Source organism: Flagellimonas amphidinii (assembly GCF_013090115.1).
Taxonomy (GTDB): Bacteria; Bacteroidota; Bacteroidia; order Flavobacteriales; family Flavobacteriaceae; genus Flagellimonas; species Flagellimonas amphidinii.
Window position 1 is genome coordinate 111,231 of record NZ_JABFNN010000039.1, and the last position, 25,608, is coordinate 136,838.

22 protein-coding genes are annotated in these 25,608 nt (G+C 37.2%); 4 read left to right on the top strand and 18 right to left on the bottom strand.

Features of this window, described 5'->3' with window-relative positions:
* Positions 1-73 precede the first annotated feature (73 nt).
* The 13 genes from HJC33_RS12320 to HJC33_RS12380 form a co-directional block, all read right to left on the bottom strand.
* A complete protein-coding gene (locus HJC33_RS12320) occupies positions 74-1,390 on the bottom strand; it encodes a serine hydrolase domain-containing protein (RefSeq protein ID WP_171659128.1) in 1,317 nt (438 codons plus the stop codon).
* A 21-nt stretch (positions 1,391-1,411) separates the two neighbouring features.
* Positions 1,412-2,803, bottom strand: a complete 1,392-nt coding sequence (locus HJC33_RS12325; protein WP_171659129.1) for an ankyrin repeat domain-containing protein — start codon at positions 2,801-2,803, stop codon at positions 1,412-1,414.
* Positions 2,804-3,063: 260 nt separating this feature from the next.
* Positions 3,064-3,315, bottom strand: coding sequence for a DoxX family protein (locus HJC33_RS12330; RefSeq protein ID WP_216366698.1), 252 nt, complete (start codon positions 3,313-3,315; stop codon positions 3,064-3,066).
* A gap of 16 nt (positions 3,316-3,331) precedes the next feature.
* The gene (locus HJC33_RS12335) at positions 3,332-3,727 is read right to left on the bottom strand and encodes a VOC family protein (protein ID WP_171659130.1); all 396 of its coding nucleotides are present in this window, start codon (positions 3,725-3,727) and stop codon (positions 3,332-3,334) included.
* A gap of 150 nt (positions 3,728-3,877) precedes the next feature.
* Entirely contained in the window at positions 3,878-4,147 is a 270-nt protein-coding gene (locus HJC33_RS12340; RefSeq protein WP_246245548.1) for a carboxymuconolactone decarboxylase family protein, read from the bottom strand.
* Positions 4,148-4,263: 116 nt separating this feature from the next.
* Positions 4,264-4,515 carry an AraC family ligand binding domain-containing protein gene (locus tag HJC33_RS17500; RefSeq protein WP_171659634.1) on the bottom strand — a complete coding sequence of 84 codons (252 nt, stop codon included), beginning with the start codon at positions 4,513-4,515 and terminating at the stop codon, positions 4,264-4,266.
* A gap of 16 nt (positions 4,516-4,531) precedes the next feature.
* Positions 4,532-5,143: a MarC family protein gene (locus HJC33_RS12350; protein WP_171659131.1), complete on the bottom strand. Its 612-nt coding sequence runs from the start codon at positions 5,141-5,143 to the stop codon at positions 4,532-4,534.
* Positions 5,144-5,542, bottom strand: a complete 399-nt coding sequence (locus HJC33_RS12355; protein WP_171659132.1) for an NUDIX hydrolase — start codon at positions 5,540-5,542, stop codon at positions 5,144-5,146.
* A gap of 26 nt (positions 5,543-5,568) precedes the next feature.
* The gene (locus HJC33_RS12360; RefSeq protein WP_171659133.1) at positions 5,569-5,856 is read right to left on the bottom strand and encodes a YciI family protein; all 288 of its coding nucleotides are present in this window, start codon (positions 5,854-5,856) and stop codon (positions 5,569-5,571) included.
* Between the two features lie 30 nt (positions 5,857-5,886).
* Entirely contained in the window at positions 5,887-6,327 is a 441-nt protein-coding gene (locus tag HJC33_RS12365; protein ID WP_171659134.1) for a hypothetical protein, read from the bottom strand.
* Positions 6,328-6,435: 108 nt separating this feature from the next.
* Positions 6,436-6,963: a DinB family protein gene (locus HJC33_RS12370; RefSeq protein WP_171659135.1), complete on the bottom strand. Its 528-nt coding sequence runs from the start codon at positions 6,961-6,963 to the stop codon at positions 6,436-6,438.
* A gap of 61 nt (positions 6,964-7,024) precedes the next feature.
* Entirely contained in the window at positions 7,025-8,143 is a 1,119-nt protein-coding gene (locus HJC33_RS12375) for a GTP cyclohydrolase (protein ID WP_171659136.1), read from the bottom strand.
* Between the two features lie 66 nt (positions 8,144-8,209).
* Complete coding sequence (locus HJC33_RS12380) at positions 8,210-9,199, bottom strand: transporter (protein ID WP_171659137.1); 990 nt, start codon at positions 9,197-9,199, stop codon at positions 8,210-8,212.
* Between the two features lie 84 nt (positions 9,200-9,283).
* On the opposite strand from HJC33_RS12380, the gene HJC33_RS12385 reads away from it, so the two are divergent.
* The 4 genes from HJC33_RS12385 to HJC33_RS12400 are packed head-to-tail and all read left to right on the top strand — an operon-like array spanning position 9,284 to position 14,733.
* Positions 9,284-9,544 (top strand): DUF4834 family protein, encoded by a 261-nt coding sequence (locus tag HJC33_RS12385; protein WP_171659138.1) that lies wholly within the window; start codon positions 9,284-9,286, stop codon positions 9,542-9,544.
* A 24-nt stretch (positions 9,545-9,568) separates the two neighbouring features.
* A complete protein-coding gene (locus HJC33_RS12390; RefSeq protein ID WP_171659139.1) occupies positions 9,569-12,001 on the top strand; it encodes a YfhO family protein in 2,433 nt (810 codons plus the stop codon).
* Entirely contained in the window at positions 12,002-13,288 is a 1,287-nt protein-coding gene (locus HJC33_RS12395; RefSeq protein WP_171659140.1) for a glycosyltransferase family protein, read from the top strand.
* Entirely contained in the window at positions 13,273-14,733 is a 1,461-nt protein-coding gene (locus HJC33_RS12400) for a lipopolysaccharide biosynthesis protein (RefSeq protein ID WP_171659141.1), read from the top strand. The genes HJC33_RS12395 and HJC33_RS12400 overlap by 16 nt, the downstream gene beginning before the upstream one ends.
* A gap of 49 nt (positions 14,734-14,782) precedes the next feature.
* Here HJC33_RS12400 and HJC33_RS12405 read toward each other — a convergent pair whose 3' ends face one another.
* The 5 genes from HJC33_RS12405 to uvrA all read right to left on the bottom strand — a co-directional run bounded on the left by HJC33_RS12405 (position 14,783) and on the right by uvrA (position 25,457).
* Positions 14,783-15,958: a hypothetical protein gene (locus HJC33_RS12405; protein ID WP_171659142.1), complete on the bottom strand. Its 1,176-nt coding sequence runs from the start codon at positions 15,956-15,958 to the stop codon at positions 14,783-14,785.
* Between the two features lie 129 nt (positions 15,959-16,087).
* Positions 16,088-18,040, bottom strand: a complete 1,953-nt coding sequence (locus tag HJC33_RS12410) for an OmpA family protein (RefSeq protein WP_171659143.1) — start codon at positions 18,038-18,040, stop codon at positions 16,088-16,090.
* A gap of 1 nt (position 18,041) precedes the next feature.
* Positions 18,042-19,013, bottom strand: a complete 972-nt coding sequence (locus HJC33_RS12415) for a PorP/SprF family type IX secretion system membrane protein (protein ID WP_171659144.1) — start codon at positions 19,011-19,013, stop codon at positions 18,042-18,044.
* Between the two features lie 24 nt (positions 19,014-19,037).
* Positions 19,038-22,367, bottom strand: coding sequence for a gliding motility-associated C-terminal domain-containing protein (locus HJC33_RS12420; protein WP_171659145.1), 3,330 nt, complete (start codon positions 22,365-22,367; stop codon positions 19,038-19,040).
* Positions 22,368-22,679: 312 nt separating this feature from the next.
* Positions 22,680-25,457 (bottom strand): excinuclease ABC subunit UvrA, encoded by a 2,778-nt coding sequence (gene uvrA, locus HJC33_RS12425; RefSeq protein WP_171659146.1) that lies wholly within the window; start codon positions 25,455-25,457, stop codon positions 22,680-22,682.
* Between the last annotated feature and the right edge of the window lie 151 nt (positions 25,458-25,608).

Sequence of the window (25,608 nt, forward strand, 5' to 3'; positions counted from 1 at the left end):
TTTTGGTATAAGATTGTGTTACAATCGTTTGCTCATGCCTAAGATAACAAAAGGTGCTGGAATTAATAATTTTCTATTCTTTGGAAAATAAAAATTCCCCACCGCCTTGTTTAAGAGTCATTTTTTCTGAAGACGGTTGAAATTCCATGACTACTCCAGCGGGGTCAAATTTAAATGTATGTTCTGCTGTAGCTTCAAGCGGGAAAGATGGTTGACCTGTAGCCTGGGCAATTAGGTTTGCATCTTCTTTGGTAATGGTTATCTTCAAAGAAATTTGTGAGGATGTGTAAACCCCTAAATACTGGTCAATGTCTGAATTGGCAACGGTATAGTTTGAAAATTCTGGAATAGTGAAAGGTTTCCCATAAACTGCACTGAGAACCGCAATGGAAATATCATTGATGTTAAAGTTACTTCCGTTGGAAGTTAGCGCATACGAAATGTTTCCATCAGAGAAAAAGGAAAAAACAGAATTAAATCCATCAATACCCCCCGTATGGCCATAACCTATTTTATCATAAAAAGGTATTTGAAACAATCCCATTCCAAATTGACCTTTGATGGATTTCATATGGTCAAGACTTTCGGTATTTAGAAGCTTTCCCGAAAATAATGCATTACTGAATTTGACCAAATCAATGGGGGTTGAGAGAATTCCACCGGCTCCTAAGGGAATAGAAGTATCGGTTTCTGGTGAAAGTTTCCAATTTCCCAAATATCTGTAGGAGTTACACTCTTTATTTCCAACATTTATTCTACCTGCCATATAGGTATCGGAAAGTTCTAAAGGTTTCGCAATGTGCTCTTTCAATAACTCAGCATAGGATTTATCAAATGTTTTTTCAAGAATGTAGGTCAACAGTACATAGTTTGAGTTGCTATATTCCGATTTACTATCTGGTTCAAAATCAATACCGGCTTTTTCAATGATCGCTACCATCTCTTGCTCAGATTTGGGTTCCGTATTCCAATTAATATAGTCGCTGTCATTGGTGAAATTATGAATGCCGCTGCGGTGATAAAGTAAATCTTCAATGGTTATTTTGTCTGAGTTTTTAATGGAAGGGAAGTATTCATCAATGGTTTGCTCCAAATTAATTTTATTTTCCTCAACTGCTTTTAAAACTAAAACAGTGGTGAATGTCTTCGATATGGAACCAATTCGATATTTACTTTTTTCATTTGCTTTAACCTCATTTGCTACATCCAAATAACCAATGACTTTTGAATAAATGATATTTCCATTTTTTGCCACAGCTATACTTCCCATAAATTTGTCATTGACTTCTAAAGAAGACAAATAAGTATCCAATTTATTAGAATCGATATCCTGTGGGAAAGCTAGGTTTCCAAAGGCTAAAATGCCCAATAGTGTAAGTATGTTTTTCATATCACGATATTCAACTTTAGTTTATTTCCGATTGTTTTCTTTCAATTCCTTCAATACCTCAGTACTTACCCAATAAATATCTTGATTACTGGTATAAAATAAATATTTGCCGTCTTTGGTCACAAATGGGCAGTATTCATAAAAAGAGGTGTTTATTTTGTTGCCCATGCTAACTGCTTTTGTCCAAGTATCATCAGGTTTTTTGAAACTTATGTACAAATCCCCTTGTCCAAAACCATTTTCACGTGTGGAACAGAAAATGATATAGGATTCATCCGGTGCTACAAAAACGTCCGCTTCATAGGCTGGTGTGTTCACTGATTTACCAAGCGGAATTGCTTTTTGAAATTCACCATTTATGAATTTACTGTAATAAATGTCGTAATCTGACCTTTTTCGTTCTTCAGGAGCGTTGGCATTGGAACCAAAATACATTGTTCCATCATTCGTGAATGAAATGTAATATTCATTTCTTTCTGAATTGATATTTTTACCTACATTGATTGGTTCTGACCATTCATTTTCTTGCTTTTGTACATACCAAATGTCTACATCCTTCGGTTCCCCTAGACCATCCAAAGCTCTTTTTGAAATAAAATAGAGTCTATTTTCATCATTGGATAAAAAAGGGTCGTTATAGCCGTATGTCTTATGGGATAGAATGGTTTTAGGTTCACTCCATTCATTCCCAACCAATTGGGTAAATTTAATTTCAGATTTTCCATTGATGTGAGCGGCAAAGTAAAACTCGGTTCCAGAAGCATTGAAAATAGCACCAAATTCTTCATCTTCTGTAGAAATGAAATTTGGCGCAAATAATAGCGGAGTTGTTTTGGGTAAGGGTTGTCCCATATATGCACCCTTCATGGCGAAACTTCTAATTTCACTTTCGTCGCCTCCAGCAGTTACAAGTAGATCATAAATTTCAGTATTGCCCGTACGCTTTGCAATTTCTAGAGGTGTGCTGCCCCTTTTGTTTATAGTATTTATGTTTGTTCCGCTATTGATAAGCTTTTTTACAAACAAAGTACTCCTGTTTATGATGGCTCTTTCCAGCAAAGAGGAGCCAAATAGTTCAACCCAGCTATGATCGGGTTGCGCATCGACCAAAGCATCATAATATTCCTCATTATTTCGAAGCACCGCAACATACATGGGGGTTCTACCGTCATTGTCCTTATGATTGAGGTTAATGCCTTTTTTAAGTAGATAGTCGAATGCTTCCTTTTGTTGGCAACCGATGGACCAATGCAGCAACGTTCTACCTCTGGAATCCAAAATATTGATGGAATTGTCTTGAAGCAAACTGTCCAATCTACTCAAATTTCCCTTACAAACGGTTCGGAAGATATCCTGTGCAGCAATATTTGAACAGTATAGAAATATAGTAAGAATGCAAATGAGTTTTTTCATGCAAGGAATTGTCAATCCTTGAAAATAGCCATTTTAAACGTTCTTGAGGTGCTCAGAATATTATCTTTATGCTTCTTTTAGGAATTCGTTCAAAATGATAGTGAGACTTCCACTAAAGAAAATTAATCCAATCTGCCTATTAGACTCCATCCATTTGCTTTATCAATGACTACGCAGTGTAGTTGATTTTCACCTTTTTCAAGGGGAGTCCATTTAATTCAATAACTCCATTGGCGTTTTCAAAAATCATAATTTTCATGCTAAAATCGAATCGCACTTACATATATCCAAATGATAAAGAACACTTGCAATGGTATTCTGAACCATAGATAACTCAGTCCATTGCCATCCAAGGCCCCAGTTTGATAATTTATGTTGTGCATTGCCGCATAAATATTAGCGGGCAAAATCAATAAGAGAAAAACAATAAGTGCCCAAGCCTTATGATGCCGATAACCTGGGATGAGTAACCCCACGGCGAACGTAATTTCCCCAATAAACTTTCTGAACATTTCCAAAGAAAGGTATTTATAGATTTTCTACGAGTTGAATATTATTGCCACAAGTATCATTGAAAACAGCAACTTTTACCGTTCCCATTTCTTTTGGCTCCATACTAAATTCTACACCAATTTTGGTAAGTCGGTTATACTCTTCTTCCACATTGTCAACGTCAAACTGGGTATAAGGTATTCCTGCATCAGACAGTGCTTGTTGATAGACCTTCGCAGGCTCAAAATGTAAAGGGGCAGGCTCCAAGAGTATTTCAGGGCCATCTTGTGCTTCTTTGGAAACAAGTGTTAGCCATCTGTTTCCTTCACCCAACGGAATGTCATGTTTCTTAAGAAATCCCAGTTTTTCAGTATAAAATTTAAGGGCCTTTTCTTGATCCAGAACAGGTATACTTATAATGGTGACTCTCATAATAGGTATGTCTTTGTTTCAATAGTTGTTAAAGGTTTTGTGTTGGGATTGTGTTCACCATCTTTATGATTTCAATTTACAGAATTAAACACAAAAACGGTTCAAGTTTACACCTGAACCGTTAATGTTTTTGACATATTTTTATAAATACTATTTTTTCGACCCTCTTTGCTCTAAAACCTCTTTTAATGCAAAAGTTCCATTTAAAGAAGCGGGGAATCCTGCATATAATGACATTAAAATCATAATTTCTGATATTTCTTCTGGAGTTAGGCCTACATTTAGTGCAGCATTGATGTGTACCTTTAATTGAGGTGTGGCAGTACCCATTGCAGTTAAAGCGGCAACCACAGCAATTTCTTTTATGGACTTATCCGTATAATGGAGTAAACGTTTTGTTTCAGTAATTTTTTTCTCCAAAATGATAGTTTTTGGGCTTTTGCATACTGTTCCTTGCAGATGTCATTCAATTTACCAACGGAAATATGAAGTTCATCAAAAACAATGATATAGCCTTTTGTTTTTTTAGAGTAGGATCAATTATGAACTTGTTTGGGGCGTATGAAGAAAAGTCTATTGGGCTTTATCTCATATTCTTCAAAATCGATTACATTGATTCCGAGACTTTCTGTAAACCATATGATTGAATAAAAATCGTGCCTGTGTGGCCATTCTACACTAGGGTTTTCCGTTCCTGCAAAGGTTCCAACATAGTAATACCTATCTTCTGAATTGGATAGAATAATATCTGATATGGAATATTCTTTTAACAGAGGCTTGGTTGATATTTAAAGGAGATTACTTTTAAATAGTAAAAGATAGTTTAATTCCTTCAGTAATCATCCCCATTCCAATTATGGCAAGAATCAATCCCATTAGTTTGCCAATGACAGAAATTAGATTGGCACCTACTATTTCCACAATTTTTTCACTGAAATAAAAAGCTAGATAAGTAAGGAATATAAGCAGTCCAAAAATTGCAATGACAATTACAATGTGAATGTAATCTGCATTTGTAACACTGTTCATGGCAGTTACAATGGTGCCAGGGCCTGCCAAAATTGGTATGGCCAAAGGGGAGATGGCCAGGTTATTGTTTGTTTCTGTGTTGTTTTGGTGAATTTTTGATTTTTGTGACATCAGCATTTCAAAACCAACATAAAAAATCAAAATACCTCCAGTCAATTTAAAAGCTGGAATAGTAATTCCGAATAGCTCAAAAATATATTTGCCCGCTATTACAAAACAAACAACAATTATAAAGGCGGTAATTGTTCCTGTCCGGGCAATTTTCTTTTTATTTTCTGTGGTTTCATCTTCAACAAGCCCCAAGAAAATAGGAGTGTTTGCAATTGGGTTCATAATGGCAAAAAAGCCCATGAAGACCGTTAGGCTGTATGTAATTAAATCTCCCATTTACTCCAATTCTCCTTTTTCTTTTAAAAACCTAAAGATCTTCTTGTCCACTTCAGAAATCATACCCAAGTCTTCGTAGTTCAACCATCTAATTTCTTCAATTTCGCTAGATGGTTTCAATATTCCCTCATACTTGGCTTTGTAACAAGTCATTTTCACAAGCACACCTTCTTTGGCACCATCTGATTGTGCTTTGAAAGTACCCACATACTCAATTGTAGTTTTATCGATTCGAACATCCAATTCTTCGGCTATTTCCCTTACTAAGGTTTCTGCATCTGTTTCTCCCAACTCCCTTTTTCCTCCGGGAATATAATATTTTGTTTTCCCCTTTGATTTGGTACTTAAAATTTGCCCATTTTTTGTTTCGATAAAGGCTATTTTATCTACCTCATCCATAATGATAGCTATTTTTGGAAACTATATCAATTCATCAAAAAACTCAATTCCTCACAGGTTTTGCTGGGAACGAATTCTATGAGCTCATAATCTGCGAGTTCATGCTTTTTGAAAGGGTCTTTTTCAATAATTTTCTCCAGCTCTATTTTAGATTTATTGTTTGATAAAATTATTCCCCCGGTTCTAGGTACTTTTCTTCCAGAAGCAAGAAAATTACCCAATGCATATTGTTCATTCAGAAAGTCAATATGTTCGTCCAGATATTGGTCAACTTTTTCAAGTTTTACTTTGTAAGTCAGATGTATAACGAACATTACTGATTTATTTATTGTTTTTCTTTCATTTTAATCTCTTCCCAAAACATAGGTTTGAAAAACATATTTCCACGGTGTGAAGATAAAAGGAATAATCATAGGTAGAAATGCCTGCATCCAGTCTGCAGCTTCGCTACCAATAAGTTCTCCACTTCTCCATAATGGATACGCAACAAACCCCAACCATAATCCTTTATATAAAAACATAAAGAGCATTATGGGCAACATTTTTAAAGTATGAAAGATTCCCAAGCCAGACAATGTAGTATAAGCAGCTATTGCACACCATGCGATTGCCACTTCTACATTCCATTCACCCTCATGGGTGATTAATTTGGTCCAGGCTTCTTTTGCCGCCAAGAAGAACATCAGAAAGAAAAAAAGCTTAAGAACATAGACTTTAATAGGCCAAACTCCCTTGTATTTTTGAGATGGGGAAAAAGCATTTTTTAAATATGAGACTATTTTCATTATTTAAATCATTGGTTACCAATGGAAGACGATAACCTCGTATGTTTGTTACATTACCAAGTTGCTAGACTGAAGAATATGAAATTGATCAATAGTGGAGCATTTGTTTTAGCTCGGCTTCTTCACTCCGAAATCATGTGCATGGTCTACAATGCGCTTCCAAGTTGCAATCTGACCGCAATGCCACATCGTGTGTTTTATATTCCAATCTATCGCATCAAATTTGGTTGTTGCGACCGGATGTGGAACTTTAGTCGGTTCAACAGCTTCTTGTAGGTCATTTTCAGACAATGATTTGATTATTTTCAAGGACTGTCCCTGCATGTATTCTAGATCTTCCTGAAGTTGTTGAGGGTTTGTCTGCCCAACCATATCTTTTGCAAGGGTATCATAGCCACAAGATTTTGTGTATTTGCGTAAGTCTAATTTTTCAATTAATTCTGGAATATGTCCCACTGTTGTCATCATCGTATGGTAATATATACTGATGATTTGATGACCGACCTGCCAGCTTAAATTAGAATCAATTCCATTGGCTAGAATTTCCCATTTTTCGAAAGGCACGGAGACAATCAATTTATTGGTCCACTCAAATGCATTTTCTGTCTGTTTGGTAAGGATTTGAACCGTGGTCATATGATGTTTTCCATAAAGATATAACCTTTCAAAAATGACTTTCGTAAAAAAGCAATAAAAGTTATAGGTCCCTACGGTATGTACGTCTACGTTTGTGCGTTACGGGATTAAAATGTTTCCACATTTGCCTTATGGCAATATTATCTTCCAACTCTGGTGTTCGAATACAATTCACAATGCCTTTTTTGGAAAAGGTTTTGTAGAATTCATTAAATATAATGGCCGTAACTCCCTTACTTTGAAAATCTGGTCGGATACCGATCAAATAAAAGATAACATCCTTACTTTCTTTTCTGGCCTTTAACAAATGGAAAATACCCGTAGGCAGTAATTTGCCATTGGCTTTTTGCAATGCTTTGGAGAACGAGGGCATCACAATGGCAAAGGCAATTAGTTCATCTTTTTCATCCACCACAAACTTGATGTACTCTGGATTGATAAAGGTGATATATTTCTTTTTAAAATACTCTTTTTGCGTATCGGTGATTTTTACGAATGAGGAAAGCTTGGCATAGCTTTCATTGAACAGGTCAAACATTTTGTCTACCCATGGCATGATCTCCTCACTTTTCTTAAAGTTCATTTCACGTAAGCCGTAGCGTTTTTTAATCAATAGATTGGCCTTATAAAAGAGTTTAGGGTCTGCATTAGAAGCCAAAAACTTGTTTTCCAAGTATTCTTTTTCCTTTACAAAACCATGTTGTTCATAGTGCGATTGGTAATAGGGATGATTATACCAGGTAATCATGGTCCCAATATGGTCAAATCCTTCAATAAGTACACCTACCTTATCCATATTGGAAAACCCTACGGGGCCTTCCATATATTCCAATTGGTGTTGCATGCCAATTTCTTTCACTTTGTCCAATAAGGCTTTGGAAACTTCTAGATCATCCACAAAATCAAACCAGCCAAAACGCATTTTTTTTACTTGTTGCTCTTTGATCTCCAACCAATTAATAATAGCAGCCACGCGACCTACTATTTTACCCTCTTTATAGGCTAAAAAGAAGAAAGCTTCGGCGTTCTCAAATACGGGGTTTTTGGTTTTGTCAAAGGATTCCATTTCATCCTTAATAAGGGGGGGGACCCAGTAGGGGGAATTTTTATACAGTGCAAAGGGGAACTTTACAAACTGTTTCAGGTCAGCCTTGGTGCTAACCTTTTTAATTTGGATCATAAGTAGTTTTTTGCATACTCAATATTAGGAATATTCCAAAAAGTATGAAAATGATAACTACAAAAGTTAAAAGTCCAAGTCCTTCTTTTTCTTATTCTTTTTGCTCTTTTTCCGCTTCTTTTTTACATCACTTTTTTTGATTTTCGGACCGTTTTGAGCTGGACTCTGTTCGTCAATGGGGATTAGTACATCTTTATGGAAATCAAATCGATAGGAGAGGCCTGCTACTCCAAACATACGGGAAGGCGAATTTTTAAAATTACTGCCTAAATGAAAATCTGCTTGGAAATTTTCACTGAATAAATAGGCCAATCCGGCGCGTACCAAAAGGTCGGAATATCTATCACTTTTAATACCTTGGTTTTCCAGAAAAACACTCCATTTAGGATTTCTAAATGCGTGTGTGACAGAAATAGCATAACTCCATTCAGGAAAATCCGTACCAATACGATCGTAGGCAATATTAGATATGAGTACAAACCTGGGTGAAAGTCTACTTTGTGTAGCTACAGCCCCTCGGTAGGAGAGATTGGGATCTCCCGGATAAAAAGGATTGTCGCCCAAGGTAAATGTGGCACCACCATAAAGTGATACAGCTGGAATTAAGTTTTTCCATTGGAAAACATTATTGGCCCTCCAACTATATAGATTGGGTTTGTTCTTTTCAGGATCTTTAAATGGATCAAAAATGAGATATTTGGCTCCAATACGATTTCTGGTAAAATCGGTTCGGGTTTCATCAGGTGTTAGATCAGAAAAAGTAAGACTTTGTGTTACAAAAGAACCCTCGTAAACAATTTCCAACTGCTCAAAAAATAGTCCATACCGCAGCGCAATATCGGTCCCAATAATATTGGAGTCAAAATTCAACGCATCATTGTTCTGTCTTTCGTAGAACAAACCAGCTTCCACTTGTGCCACATTTTTCCCTACGGCATATGCGCTTACAGCCCTTCCCGGTCTATTGGAGTTAATGACATCAGTGTATTGAGCCATGATGGCACTTGGTACGGCAAAGAATAAAAAGAGAGCTTTTTTTAGAGAGGAATTATCCATATAACCTATTTTAATACTATTTTATGAAACGTTTCTGTTGATAAACGGACTTACAATGTAATTTTGATGCAATAGTTTAATTATATGGTTGTACTACAAACGATTTTTATCCTCATATTAGTATACTACGGGGTGAAATTACTTGCCAAATGGTTGCTTCCTAAAGTACTCAACTATGCTGTGAACAAGACGCAGGAGCGTTTTGGGCAACAATTTAGAAATTATCAGGACTTTGGAGGTCAGCAAAATACAGAAGGGGAAACCACAATTTCCAAAAAGCCTTTTCGTAAATCCAATCCTTCAAAAAAAGTTGGAGAATACATAGATTTTGAAGAAATTGACTAATATTTGTCTTTTCAAAACCTATCCATGAATCTTTCTCCAAAGGCCATTATCGCCCACATTTGTGTACTAGTTTTATTCATTGTGGCCTCATTGGTCTATTTCTATCCTGTTTTACAGGGCAAGGCCATCTTTCAATCTGATATTGCCCAGTACAAGGGCATGTCTAAAGAACGTAACGATTACAAAGAGCTCACCGGTGAGGAATCTTACTGGACCAACAGTGCTTTTGGAGGAATGCCCACGTACCAACTGGGAGCCAATTATCCACATGATTATGTTAAGAAATTGGACCGACTTATTCGGTTCTTGCCCAGACCTGCAGATTATCTTTTTCTGTATTTGTTAGGCTTTTACATCTTAATGCTTTGTCTTAAAGTTGAATACAGGTTGGCCATTTTGGGAGCATTGGCCTTTGGCTTTTCCACCTATCTGATTATTATTTTAGGGGTAGGGCATAATGCCAAAGCTCATGCCTTGGGCTATATTCCCATGGTTTTAGGCGGAATTGTGCTGGTTTTTAGAAAAAAATACATATGGGGCTTTATTTTGACCGCATTGGCGATGGCCTTGGAAATTAGTGCCAACCACTACCAAATGACTTATTACTTCATGTTGTTGGTATTGGTGTTGGGACTCGTGTATTTGATTTATGCCATCAAAGAAAAAGAGCTAAAGCATTTCTTTCTTTCCGTTGGAATTTTGATACTGGCAGTAGTGTTATCCATAGCTACCAATGCTACTGGATTGATGGCTACCAAGGAATATGCAGATTGGAGTACACGTGGTACATCTACGCTCACTATTAATCCAGATGGTAGCCCGAAGGAACCATCTTCCGGATTGGACTATGATTACATCACACAATACAGCTACGGTATCGCAGAATCGTTGAATTTGTTTTCCCCTCGATTGTTTGGAGGTTCAGGGAATGAAGATTTGGGCAAGAAATCCAAGGCTTATGAATATTTGACTAGCCAAGGACTTCCACCCACTAAAGCTTTGGAGTTTTCTTCTGGCATTCCCTTATATTGGGGAGACCAGCCCATAGTAGCTGCCCCGGCTTATGTTGGTGCCATTGTCTTCTTTTTGTTTATACTGGGGATAATTTTGGTAAAAGGAAAAAAGAAATGGTGGTTGTTGGTTGGTGCTATTTTGGCACTACTGCTTTCTTGGGGAAAGAATTTTCCGGCTTTGACCAATTTTATGATTGATTATTTCCCGCTTTACAACAAATTTAGAGCAGTGTCTTCCATTCAGGTTGTTTTGGAGCTTTGTCTACCTGCCTTAGGTATTCTGGGGATACGGGAACTTTTTAAATCTTCTATCAAGAAAAAAGAAAAACTGAATGCACTAAAATGGAGTTTCTTCACTTCTCTGGGACTAGGAATCATAATTTTTCTTTTGAAAGGCTTTTTTGATTTTGAGGGATTGCGAGATGAAACTTACCGCGGATATTTTGGTGATGAGTTAATGGGGATGATTCAGAGAGATAGGGAGGCCGTTTATATTAATGATACTATTAGGTCTTTGATTTATGTAGGATTGGCCGCAGCAGTTCTATGGTTCTTCATTAAAGAAAAAATTGGTAAAAATCTAGCTGCAATTGCTTTAGGCGCTTTGCTTTTGTTTGATTTAGTTGGAGTAGACCTGCGTTATGTGAACAAGGATGATTTTGTCCGTCAACGTCAAGTGAACACACCATTTCAAGCGGGTCAGATAGACCAATTGATTCAGCAAGATGATTCCATATTTCGGGTGTTTGACCCCCAAGAAGGTTTAAATGGTGCGCGAACGTCCTATTTTCATAAATCCATTGGAGGTTATCACGCTGCAAAGCCAAGAAACCTTCAAGAGCTATTCGATTATCATCTGTACCAAAACAATTTACAGGTGTTGAACATGTTGAATGTCAAGTACGTGATTCAACAAGATGAGGAGGGTAATAGATTTCCGGCTGTAAATGAAGAAGCCAATGGCAATGCATGGTTTGTGGAAAAATTGTTGCCTGTAAGTTCTTCCAATGAAGAAATTTTGGCCTTGAAAAACTTTGACTCTAAACATGAGGCCATCATTGATACCCAGACATATCCCAGAGTTGTTAAGTTGAGTTATCCTGTTGATTCCACATCTGCTATTACTGTTACAGATTATCGACCTAATTATATCAAATATCAATCCAACAATGCTTCTGAAGGTTTTGCGGTGCTCTCGGAAATGTACTATCCTTCTGGATGGAATGCATATGTAGATGGCAAATCTGAGCCTGTTTACAAAGTAAATTATGCGCTTAGGGGCATGAAGATTCCTGCAGGTCAACATGAAATTGAATTTAAGTTTGAGCCAGAGGTTGTTCAAACAGGAAGTCAGATTGCTTTAGCAAGTAGTATAGTTTTGGGATTGGTTATTTTAGGTGGGTTAGGGTTTTCATTTCGACCCAAAAAATCCAAAAAGGCGTAAATGCAAAAAGTTTTGGTCATAGCATATTATTGGCCTCCTGCCGGTGGGCCAGGGGTACAACGTTGGCTGAAATTTGTAAAATACCTTCCTGATTTTGGTATTGAACCCATTGTTTATGTTCCTGAAAATCCCAGTTATCCTATTTTGGATGAAAAGCTGGTCGATGAAATTCCCAAGGGGATAAAAGTATTGAAACAACCCATTAAGGAACCGTATGCTTGGGCTTCAATATTGTCCAAAAAGAAAACCAAGACTATCAGTTCCGGTATTATTTCAGAGAAGGCACCTTCTGCAATGGAGAAAGTATTGTTATGGGTCCGGGGGAATTTATTTATTCCAGATGCCCGCAAGTTTTGGGTAAAACCTTCTATTACATTTCTATCTAAATTCATTCAACAGGAAGGCATACAAACTATCATAACCACTGGACCGCCTCATAGCTTACATCTTATCGGGTTGGGAATGCAACAACAATACTCCATCCAATGGATTGCAGATTTCAGAGATCCTTGGACATCTATTGGCTATCATAAAAGATTACGCTTGTCCCAAAGTTCTCAGGCCAAACATAAAAAGTTGGAAAAGCAGGTGCTTACATCTGCAGATAAATTATTGGTGACCAGTACAGCCACAAAAGAAGAATTTGAGAAGATTACCGACAAACCCGTTGAAGTCATCACCAATGGCTATGATGACATTTCAACGCAAATTTTACCTTTAGACGCAAACTTTACCATTTCACATATCGGTTCATTATTGACAGGGCGTAACCCTGTTGTACTCTGGAAAGTCTTGGCCGATTTGGTAATTGCCAACGAAGATTTTGCAAAAACCCTTAAGATTCAATTGGCTGGGGTAGTGGGGGAGGAAGTATTACAATCGTTACATGACTTTAATCTGATGCCTTATGTAAACAGGATGGGGTATCTTTTCCATGACCAGATAGTGACCATTCAACAGCAATCTCAAGTGTTGTTATTGTTGGAAATAGATTCCGAAGAAACCAGAGGCATTATACCAGGAAAACTTTTTGAATACATGAATGCTGAACGACCCATTTTGGCCATAGGGCCAGAGGCTTGGGAAGCTGGGGATATTATCAAGAGCACCAATTCCGGATCAGTATATACTCCCAAAGATGCCAATGCAATAAAAGATGTACTTTTAGATTGGTTTCATAAATTCCAAGAACAGCAATTACAATGCAACTCAAAAGGCATTGAAAAGTATCATAGAAAACAACTGACCGAAGCGTTGGCTAAATATATCCAATGGGAATCGTCTTAAAACAATCCTTTCAAAATACGGTAACCACATTTATTGGGTTTGTATTTGGAGCGGTGAATACGCTGTTTCTATGCACCAATATTTTGGACCCAAAATATAACGGTCTAGTTAATTTTATTTTGGCAACAGGGGCTATTTTAATGCCTTTGATGGCGCTTGGTATCCACAATACTATAATTAAATATTATACTGTACAGGGTGAATCTGGTAAAGATGGTTTCTTAAGCTTAATGCTTTTAAGCCCTTTAATGGTTCTTGGACCTTTGGCACTCACTACTTGGCTATTTTATGAGCCTATAGCCCAATTTTTATCCAAAGAAAATGCTATTGTCAAAGACTATGTTTGGTATGTCTTTCTGGTAGGAATGGCTATGTCCTATTTTGAGATTTTTTATGCTTGGAGCAAAGTCCATCTAAAATCGGTCTTTGGCAACTTGATGAAAGAGGTGTTTGCAAGAGTTTGTGTTACTGTGCTATTGCTTTTGCTCTATTTTGATGCGATTTCTTTGGATATTTTTTTGAAGGCACTTGTTGGGGTGTATCTCCTTAGAACCGTTTGTATGAAGTTATATGCCATTACTTTACATAAACCCAATTTAACATTCCGGTTCCCCAAAGATTCAAAAACTATGTTGGTTTATGGGATTTTGATGGTCTTGGGAGGTTCCGTAGCCCTGATTCTCTTGGAAATTGACAAATTTATGATCAACCAGTTCATTGTGTTGGACAATGTGGCCTTTTATAGCGTAGCAGGATACATTGCCACCAGCATAGCAGTTCCGGCAAGAGCTATGAACCAGATTACTTATCCCATGACTGCCAATTATCTGAACCAAGGTGAATTATTGGAATTGAAACATTTATACAAAAAAACTTCGCTGACATCTTTTATTGCTTCTGGAATTTTGTTTATACTGATAATTTTGAATGTTGAGGATTTGTTCCTTTTGCTCCCTGAAGAGTATAGGGGTGGCTTTTTCATCATTCTGATTCTTGGCCTAGCTAAGGTTTTTGATTCACTCTTGGGAAACATCAATGCAATTCTTTACTATTCGGAATATTACAAAACTGTTTTGGTTCTGGGTATCTGTTTTGCCATCACAACCATTTTGCTCAACTTTTGGTTGATTCCTATTTATGGTATAGAAGGAGCGGCTTGGGCTAGTTTTATCTCCATTTTTCTCTTCAATTTTTCCAAATTGATCTTGGTGAAAGTAAAATTCGGTTTTTTCCCATTTACAAGTGCCACCTTTAAAATTTTGACAACCTTACTTTTGTTGGGTGCTTTGTTCCAATTGTTACAATTTTCCTTTCATCCCATATTGAATATCATTTTAAAATCTGCCCTATTAGGAATCATGTATTTGGGAATTTTGTATCGCTTTGATATTTCAGAGGATGTTTCTGGAGCGCTTTCCAAGTGGTTGAAAAGAAAAACCCCGTAGCGGATAAATCCAACTACGGGGTAAACAACTAACCAACCTAAAAACTATCTTATTTTCTTCTAGAGTTACTTCTTGTTTTTGCTCCAGAATTACTTCTTCTATAATTTGTGTTTCCTGAGCTCCTTTTTACTGTTGTTTTGGTGCTTCTAGAAACAGTTCTCTTTGGAGTATTTCCCCTACTTACAACACTTCTTCTACTAGAATTGCTCTTTACTTGAGGTTTTCTGTAGGTATTGGTTGTACTACGAGTAACCGTCTTACGGTTTGGGGTTTTGGTAACCTGTCTTCGGGTCACGGTTTTTGTATTTGGTGTCCGTGTAACTGTTCTTTTGGTTACCGTGTTATTTCCTCGCGCTACAGCATCTCCTTTTCTATAATTTCCCTGTCTTACAGTTCTTTTGGTAGCTGTTTGTCTTTTTACTGAATTATTGGAGCGTGAAACTGTATTTCCTTTTCTGTAATAAGTATTTCTACCAATAGTACCGTTGCTTCTCCCATAATTTCCTTGGTCTCTTCTAGTTCGATTATCTTTTCGAACAGCAACTCTATTATCATTTCTATAGATTTTATCCCTTCTGTAACGGTTGTCATTTCTATAGGTCTTTCCAATTCTGGCATAATGCCTTCTTTGATTATATCTATACGGTCTGTAGTACGTATATCTTACTGGAGAATAATATCTTCTATAAGGATTTGTATATACATTACAGAAACCAACAGAAGGTCTAATGAAGTACCTGTGGAAAGGTCTGTATATATAGTGTCTGTTATAGATATTGATGAATCCTGTACAGTGACTGAATACAGCTCCATTGTAGAAAACATTCAATCCGCCAACGCGACGTAAACGTCCATTTCTGTACCAGATATCCACACCGCCAATTTGTGATACTCGACCATAATAGTCATAATAAATTGGAATGTTTTCAACTTGAATTACAGCACCATAATCATCATACTGAACGAAAGGGTTGTAGTCATAACCAGAGTTGAATGTAACTCCTACATTACCGATACGGGCACCAACTCCAACATTTACTCTACTATCCATGTAGAAATCAAACTCACCATCTGGGTATACTGAAAAAGTTACCCCATTTTCCACAAAGATGAATGAGTTTCCATATCTATACGCACTATTTGCAATAGCCGTACTTTCCTTAGCTGCTTGGATGCTAGGAACACCCAAGAGCACTGCTGCTATAATGAGTACTAACTTTTTCATATTATAAGGGTTTAAATTTCAGATGTAACTATTTACATCCACCCAAATAATATCAAGCAGCGTGCCAAAAAAATAAACCCTTGATAATAAATTGATTATCAAGGGTTTGAAAATTTTAATATTGATTTTTTATTCTTTGATTAAGAATACTGACCTTCGATTGAGTTGGTGTTCTTCTTGCGAACATTTAACACCACTGGAACAGTGGTTCAATAATTGTGTTTCCCCATAGCCTTTAGAAGAAAGTCTACTTCGGTCTATACCTCGTTTAATTAACCATTCCTTGGTGCTCCATGCTCTTTTTGTGGAAAGTCTCATATTGAATTGGTAACTGGATCTTGAGTCAGTATGGGATTCTATGTGTATTTTTAATTGGGGATATTCTTTCATGGCTTGTAGAATCTTTGCCAATTCAACTTCAGCATCTTTTCGAATCGTATATTTTCCGTAATCAAAATAGATGGGTTGAAGGTTGAGTCGACACCCTAAATCATCCACAGGACAATCTGCTTGGGTTAGTTTTATACTCACCTCCAATGTTTCTGTTCCTCCCGGAGTAGTTATATTCTCTTCGGTTGGTACATATTTTTTAGTATCATTTTCAGCTCGTATGGCATATTGCTTGCCGCAATCCAATGAATCTTTAAACATGAAAAGGCCATTTGCATCAGAGCTTATTTTAGAAATTTCATTATTGTTTTCATCAATTAAAGTAACAACGGAGGCCTCGATGGGTTCCCCAGTAGCAGCATCAGTGACCATACCTTTTACTTGTATTGTACCACATTTTTCCTTAATACTATAGATATCATCTGATCTACTACCTTCATTTCCATCCCGATTGGAAGAAAGATAACCTACTTGTTTTTCTTCATCTATGATAAACCCAAAATCATCTTTATTTGTATTGATTGGTTTTTTTAGGTTGGTAACCTTTTTAAAATTACCTTCATTATTTAATGAGATTGCGAAAATATCCAGTCCTCCTAAACCAAGATGGCCATCACTTGAAAAATACAGATTGTTGGTTTTGCTAACATATGGAAAGGTTTCCCTAGCTTCTGTATTGATTTGAGGACCTAGATTAACAGGAGCGGAATATGTATTTGTAATACTATCAATGGTTACATACCAAATATCCGATTCACCATAAGTCCCTGGCATATTCGATGAAAAATACAGACGGGTTTCATCAGGACTTAGTGCTGGGTGGGCAACGGAATGCGAATCATCATTAAATGGTAATTCTTGTATATTTTCCCATGGACCATCTTCACTGAGTTTTGCTCTATAAATTTTTAGGGTAACTACCCTGTCTTTATTGCTTTTTTTCTTACCATTGATATAGTTGTTACGTGTAAAATACATTGTTTTCCCATTTTTGGTAAATACAGCAGAAGACTCATGATAAGGTGAATTAACATCCCCTTTAAGAGAAGTGGGCTTTGATAGATTACCATTGTCATCTATTTCAGCTTCATACAAATCCAAATAGGGGAGATTATTCCAATAATGCTTTTTATCCCCTTTTGGGTTTCCAGAGGAAGAGGCATAAACGATTTTGTCCTTGTACAGTGAAGGGCCAAAATCCGATCCGGATTGTGTATTGGTAATATTTTTGACCTCGAATTTTGTGGATTCAAAATCAACTAGGCTATCTAAATAGGGGTAACCTTCTATAAAATTCTTTGCAATTTTTGAACCCGCAGTACGAGAAGTGTATTCTCCCATCATTTTTTTTGACTCATGATAATTTCCAATGCTCTTATAGGTTTGGGCTGCCCTATAATAATAATCTGCTTCTAGTTGATCAGGGTATTTAGCAATCAACTTTTGATACCATTGAATGGCATCCTCATATTCACTGTTGAAATAATAGGTGTCACCTAACTTTTTGTATAACTGGGAAGATTCATAACCCGATTCTGCTACTTTTAAATAAATCTTACGAGCATCAATAAATTCATATTGGTCAAACTCTTCGTTGGCACGTTTTAGCTTGGATTTTTGGGTATAGACTTCGTGATGCGGTAAAAGATATATCAAGAAAGTAAAGATGCTAAGTATTAAACTTCTTTTCATATTAAAAGAATCTTGGTATCAGAATTTTATCAGATCTGTTGAAGATGTCAAATCGTAGAAAAACTTCATAAGATCCGTCACTGAAGGCTTCTAAATTGGTGGATTGGTAATCGTAAGCCAATCCAGCAAATATTGATTTTGAAATTTGGAATCCAGTCATAGCGCTAAACGATGCATCCCATCGATAAGAGGCTCCGAAAACAAATTTTTCATTGAACATGAAATTGGCCGATACATCCAATTGCAAGGGAGAGCCACTTACGGTTTTTAGCAAAGCTGCAGGTTTGAACTTTAAATTGCTATTTAAATCAAAGACATTTCCCAAGATTAAAAAATAATGAAGTCGCTCAACAGCAATACTCTCTACATCGGTATCCTCAAGTGAGTTCTCATCAAAATGCTTGGTATTTAAAAAGTTGGGTACCGATATTCCTGCATAAAACCTATCATTGGTAAAATAAAGGCCAGCCCCTGCTTGGGGTTGTATCTTTTGGTCAATTTCGACTAGAAAATTGGGATCATTGGGATTATCAAGATTCAATTGGTTAAAATCAACATTGAGCAGACTTGCTCCTGCTTTTAATCCAAAGGATAGTCTGCTGGTTTGTGAGACATCTATGGTATATGAGTAATCTATATTAACATTGGATTCTGTTGCCGGACCTATCTGGTCATGAACAATGGACAGTCCAAGCCCCATGCTATTATAAAGCCCCACCGGAGCATTGGCTGTGAATGTTAAAGTTTGTGGTGATCCTTCAAGACCCACCCATTGTGTTCTACCTAATAGTCCAAAACTCAATGTTTCCCTTGAGCCTGCATAGGCAGGGTTTATCACCTGGGTATTGTACATATATTGGGTATATTGGGAATCTTGTTGTCCAATACCATTAAAGCTGATGGAAACTAGGGTTACAAAGGTCAAAAAAGACGTATTGATTCTTCCCTTAATCCAAGGTTGTTTGTGGTTCATAATCTTGTTTAGGTGCTTTAAACTTTAATCTCTATTGATGTATAAATAGCCCGAGTAACTTTCTTCGCCCGGATTTGCATCAGTAAAGGTTAATATATAAAAGTATGTTCCGCTGGGTAGTTCCCTACCTGCAGATATCGTGGCTCTTCCCAATGAGACGCCAACAAATATATTATCATCTATTCCATATCGGTTTGCTTCGTAGACTTGTACGCCCCATCTGTTGAAAATCTTCAAATTATTTTCAGGATAGTTTTCAATGCCCCGTATTGAGAAATAGTCATTGATGCCGTCTCCATTTGGGGTCATTCCTGTGTATATTTCAAAATCCTCATCCAATTCTATAAGACAATCATCTTGTACTATGGTTATCGTAGGTCTGTTTTGAAAGTTATTTTCATAATCCGATACATCCGAAACAGAATTGTTTGTTCCCTCTTGCATTGCAGTAACACTGGCTTGGTTCTCTATTTCGCCAAGGTTGATATCTTCCTGAGTAAAAGGATACAGTGCTACATAAGCCCAATATTCACCAACGGATAATATCTCATCATTATCCTCATCAGTGCCAAGAATAGGCCCTTCCAAGGGTTCAGTTCCAAATAGTGGTTCGTCGGTAAGTACAATTGTGTTTAGGTCTGAGGTTCCAATATTGCGGACTATAAATGTATATTGAATAGCATCGGGACAACCATCATCATCTACATCAACCATTTGCCCTGCCTTTATAAGACCCAGCCCAGGCCCAAAATCACATGCATCTACGGTAGACGTAACAGTATCTCCGTTTAGGGCTAAACTTTCATCATGTGATAAATCTGAGATTTGAACACCTGTACCTTCTTCGACGGCAAATACCTCTGCCTGATTTGTTACATTACCTTGGGCGATATCAATATCCGATATGGGATAAAAAGCCTCATAAGTCCATGTTTCATTAACGGAAAGTATATCGTCATCGTCATCATCAAGCGGTCCATTGATTGGGATATTCCCTAATTCATTATCCTCTATGGATATTTGTGAAAGGTTGGTGGTACCTGTATTGGTCACAGTGAACACATAACGTATGGTATCGGAACAACCATCATCATCCACAAGGTCTAATAAAATACCTACTTTAACCAACCCTATGGCAGGTCCTGCAACACAGACATCCGCTGTTGTGGGGGTGATAGTTAAGCCATTAAGGGTTTGGCTTGTAGGGTGTGATTCATCTGAAACATCAATACCTTCTCCAGTGGCAAATACCTCTGCCTGATTTTCTATCTGCCCTGCATCTATATCAGCTTGTGTGATAGGGTACAATGCTTCAAAAACCCAATCTTCACCAACAGAAAGTACCCCATCATCATTATCATCTTGATTGGGAAGCAGACCATCTATAGGAGTATCTCCAAATAAGGTAGTATCCAAAAGTGATATATCTGTAAGGTTGGAAGATCCTGTATTGGTTACGGTAAAGATATATTGTACAGTCTCATAGCAATCATCATTATTAAGGTCAACGAGATTCGAATCTTTTAGCAAGCTTATGGCAGGACCGGCAGGACATGTATCATCAGTAATAGTTATAGTATCTCCATCTGATGCTAAATCAATAGGATCTGATGAATCAGTAACACTGATATTTGTATTAATTTGATTGGCTGTGACAGAGGCTATGTTTGTTACGTCCCCTTCAATTATATCTGCTTGGGTAATGGGATATATGAATTCATACGCCCACTCTTCCCCTACAGAGAGAATACCATCATTATTGTCATCTTCTCCAGGAAGTGGACCAGGTATAGGATCATCACTAAGTATACCATCCATAAGTATCACGTCCTCCAAATCAACATTACCAGTATTGACAACCCTAAATTTATATACGATGCTTTCATCACAGCCGTCATTACCACTTAAATCTTCAGTATCCCCTGTTTTTATCAAGGCAATATTAGGATCGACACATGAAGAAATATCCACTTCTGTAAAATCATCCTCGCTTATTGATATAGGATGTGAGATATCACTAACTTCCAATAAAGGGAGTTGATTTTCAACCGTAGCCGTCACTTCAGCTCGGTTTAGGACCATTCCTAAATTAAAATCTTCAGTAGTGATGGTATAAGTTGCGGCATAATCCCAGATTTCATCTGGATCCAATTTTGAATCAGAATTATTATCTCCATTAAGAGGGCCATTTATTATAAGACCCGGAATATCCAAATCGGTAACCGAGACATTTTCTAAAACTTGTCCATTACCGCTTGTGTTGGCTACTCTAAAAGTATAGTTAATAAATTGACAACTACCAATAGGGTCAAGTCCTCCTTGTTTTAAAATGACTATTGATGGTTGGCAATCTGTTATATCTGTTACCGTAGGTCTATCTAGAAGGAAATCATCATAATCCGAAAGGTCAGACGAAAAATTGGCCTCTGGGTCATCCTTTAATTCCCCAAATACAACAGCTTGACCGCTGACAAAGCCATTATCTATATCATCTTGCGTTATCACATACGTTGCTGTAAATACCCATGTTTCTCCGGGTTCAAGGTCAAAATCACCATCATCCCCAGAAACAGGTGCAGACAGAGAGATACCTCCTACACCTATATTTGGATCAAATACACTAACTGCAAAAAAGGTGTATGTTGGATCTCCAGTATTTGTAACCGTATAGGTATACTCTATGGCGGCGCACCCTCCATCTGCACCCCCTCCGTCTTTGGTTTGCCCTGTTTTTATAACTGAAATCCCTTCAACACAATTTACAGCGATTGATGTGGTTTCGTCCATGTTAAAATCGGTAGGGTGGGATAGGTCTTCCACTGTAGCACCACTTTGTCCAACAACATTTGCGGTCACACGAACTTGGCTGGAAATTTTTCCGTCATCAAAATGGGTTTGGGTTAAGGGTCTGATACCTCTAAAAGTCCAAGATTCACCAGGTTCCAAAATACCATCATCATTTAGGTTGCTGCCGCTAAATATAGCTGTAAATTCAGGGTCATTTTCAAAGATTTCCTGGAAAACAATGTTATTGAGAGATTCACCACTTGTACTATAATTTCTTACAGTAATTTGATATAGGGCAAACTCACATCCAGTTCCACCAAAAGGATTTATGGTTGCATTAGGAGTACCTTCAGTTAAGATAACTCTAATATCGGGAGCAAACATATCTTCGGATGTCGCTTTAGTATCTAAGGAATTATCAGTATCAAAGTTTTCAATAGTGCTGCTAAAGGATGTTCCTGTAATAAGAACAGTGGATATAAGGAGTATTTGGATTACCGTTCTAATAAGAGTTGTATGGAGACACATAACGATATGCTTTCTTTTATATGCTCTGGTGGGAATCATAAATGTTTTTATTGCTACGATGCTATCGGATAACATCTATTAAAACCTAAGTTCATTTTAGTGCTTTGTCCTAAATTGAACAATATTAGTTTCTTAGCTGAAAAAAAGACGACGCCAATTTATGATACATTCTCTCCAATTGATGGATATATCATTTTAATTGATGAGGGAAAGTCTATATAGTGGATTGTTGGATAAAAGCTAAACCAACATGGTTTAGGTAAAAAAGCTCTTATTCTATTAGAAGCGTAGAAACTTTTATTTCATTATCCTAAAAGTGGTAATGTCTCAAAAAAATAAGGGATTTATGCATTACACTTTGTCTTTCAGATATTTAGCGGTAATTGATTCTTTTTTTTGAGCCAATTCTTCTGGGGCACCTTCTGCTATTAAATAGCCTCCATTTTCACCACCCTCTGGTCCTAGGTCAATAATATAATCAGCACACTTGATCAGCTCAATATTATGCTCAATAACTATAATGGAATGGCCCTTGGCAATTAGTTCATCAAAAGATTTAAGGAGTTTTTTTATGTCATGAAAGTGTAGGCCCGTGGTAGGCTCATCAAAGATGAACAATGCTTTTTCTTTAGTATTTCCTTTGACCAAGAATGAAGCCAGTTTAATTCTCTGCGCTTCGCCGCCAGAGAGGGTGGAGGAGGATTGCCCTAAAGTTACATAGCCCAAACCTACATCTTGCAACGGTTGTAGCTTGTTTACAATTTTGGATTGATTATGGGTTTTGAAATGGGCAACGGCATCATCAATGGTCATATTGAGGATATCATCAATGTTTTTACCTTCAAACTGTACTTCGAGTATTTCTTTTTTAAAACGTTTCCCTCCACAGGCATCACATTCTAAATGCACATCGGCCATAAACTGCATCTCAACCGTAATTTCTCCTTCTCCTTTACATTTTTCGCATCGACCACCATCTACATTAAAAGAAAAGTGTTTGGCTTGATATCCTCTTAATTTGCTCAGCTTTTGTGAAGCAAAAAGCGCTCTAATATCGTCATACGCCTTTATATAGGTCACTGGATTGGAACGCGAGGAACGACCAATAGGGTTTTGGTCTACAAACTCCACATGTTTTATGTGGTTGTATTTTCCATCAACGCTTGTAAACTGGCCAGCTTTTTCTCCATACCCTCCAACTTCCTTAAGAATGGTAGGGTAGAGGATTTTTTTGACCAAGGTGCTTTTCCCACTTCCAGAGACTCCTGTTACCACTGTTAACATGTTCAAAGGAAAGGTGACGTCTATGTTTTTGAGATTATTTTCACGGGCACCATTTATTTGAATGTAGTATTTAGAATTCCTTCGTTCAGTTGGAACTGCAATTTCTTTATTGCCATTGAGATAATCCGCCGTAAGGGAATTAGCCTTTAATATGGTATCCAAATTTCCGGTAGCGACCACTTCTCCTCCTAAAGTACCTGCTTCTGGCCCAATGTCTATAACTTCATCGGCTGCTTTCATAATATCCTCATCATGTTCTACCACAATTACTGTATTGCCCAAATCCCGAAGGGATTTTAATACCTCAATCAGGTTTTCAGTGTCTTTGGGATGAAGTCCAATACTAGGTTCATCCAGAATATACATGGATCCTACCAAACTACTTCCCAAAGAGGTGGCCAAATTGATACGTTGACTTTCCCCTCCAGAAAGTGTATTGGATTTTCGGTTGAGGGTTAGGTAACTTAGTCCAACTTTGCTTAAAAAGTCCAGGCGGGTAGTAATTTCTTTGAGCAATCTATTGGCAATTTGGGCGTCATGTTCTGAAAGTTGCAGTTCATTGAAAAAGGGCACCAACTTTTTAATGGGCAGTTCAATCAAATCTGAAATGGAATATCCACCTACTTTAACATAATTGGCTTCTTCCCGTAATCGTTTTCCTTTACAAAGGGTGCATTTTGTTTTTCCCCGGTATCTGGAAAGCATCACTCTATTTTGAATTTTATAGCTTTTCTCTTCAAGTTGCTGAAAAAACTCGTGTAAACCAGTGAAATGCTCATTCCCATCCCACACTTGTTGCTGTTGTGCCTCGCTCAACTCAAACCAAGGTTTATGTATAGGGAAATCAAATTTATATGCAGCATTCACCAATTGATCTCTGTACCAGGACATGCTTTCACCTCTCCATGGAAAAATGGCATTTTCATATACCGATAGGGCAGTGTTGGGAATTACCAAATCTTCATCTATACCAATAACATCTCCATAACCTTCACATTTAGGGCAAGCACCATAAGGGTTGTTAAAACTGAAAAGGTGTACATTGGGTTCCAAAAACTTTTTGCCATCCAATTCAAACTGGCTACTAAAGGTTTTGGTTTCATTATTTTCGAGATTTTCAATAGTGCACCTTCCTTTACCTTCAAAAAAGGCATTGTCCACCGCATTGGCCAAACGATTGTAGAAATCTTCATCGTCTTTTACAATGATTCTATCCACGACTAAATCAAATTCCCTACCGATATCGGTTGGCGCCTGATCAATGCGTATTACCTCACCCTTATATTTGATACGGGCATAACCTTGTTTGGAAAAAAGTTCAAGGGATTTTAATGGTTCTCGTTCTTCCTTAATATATATAGGCGATAATAAAAGGAGTTTGCTGCCCTCCTTTAAGGGTTTAATATAATTAACGACATCTGTTACAGTATGCTTTTTAACTTCATTGCCTGAAATGGGTGAAATGGTTTTTCCAATTCTGGCATACAGAAGTTTTAAATAATCATAAATTTCCGTGGTAGTACCCACCGTTGACCTTGGATTGGTTGAGTTTACTTTTTGTTCTATGGCTATGGCAGGAGCTATACCTTTTATATAATCAACTTTAGGTTTGTCCAATTTCCCTAAAAACTGTCTGGCATAGGAAGAAAGACTTTCCACATAACGCCGTTGCCCTTCGGCATAAAGGGTATCAAAAGCCAAACTCGATTTACCAGATCCAGACAGGCCAGTGATAACTACAAGCTTATTTCTTGGAATAACTACGTCTATGTTCTTAAGATTGTGTAGTTTGGCACCTTTTATGATGATATTTTGCTTGGGATCTATATTCGAAATGGTGGACATATGTTAAAATTAGGGTATCAAAGATACAATACCCCCTAGTTAATACGTATATTGTAACAGTTAACATCTAAAAATGCCCAAATCACAACATAGTTTTTTTACGGGCATACTGTTTTTCTATCTTTGAGTTGTAATTAAAAAGCTGATAGGC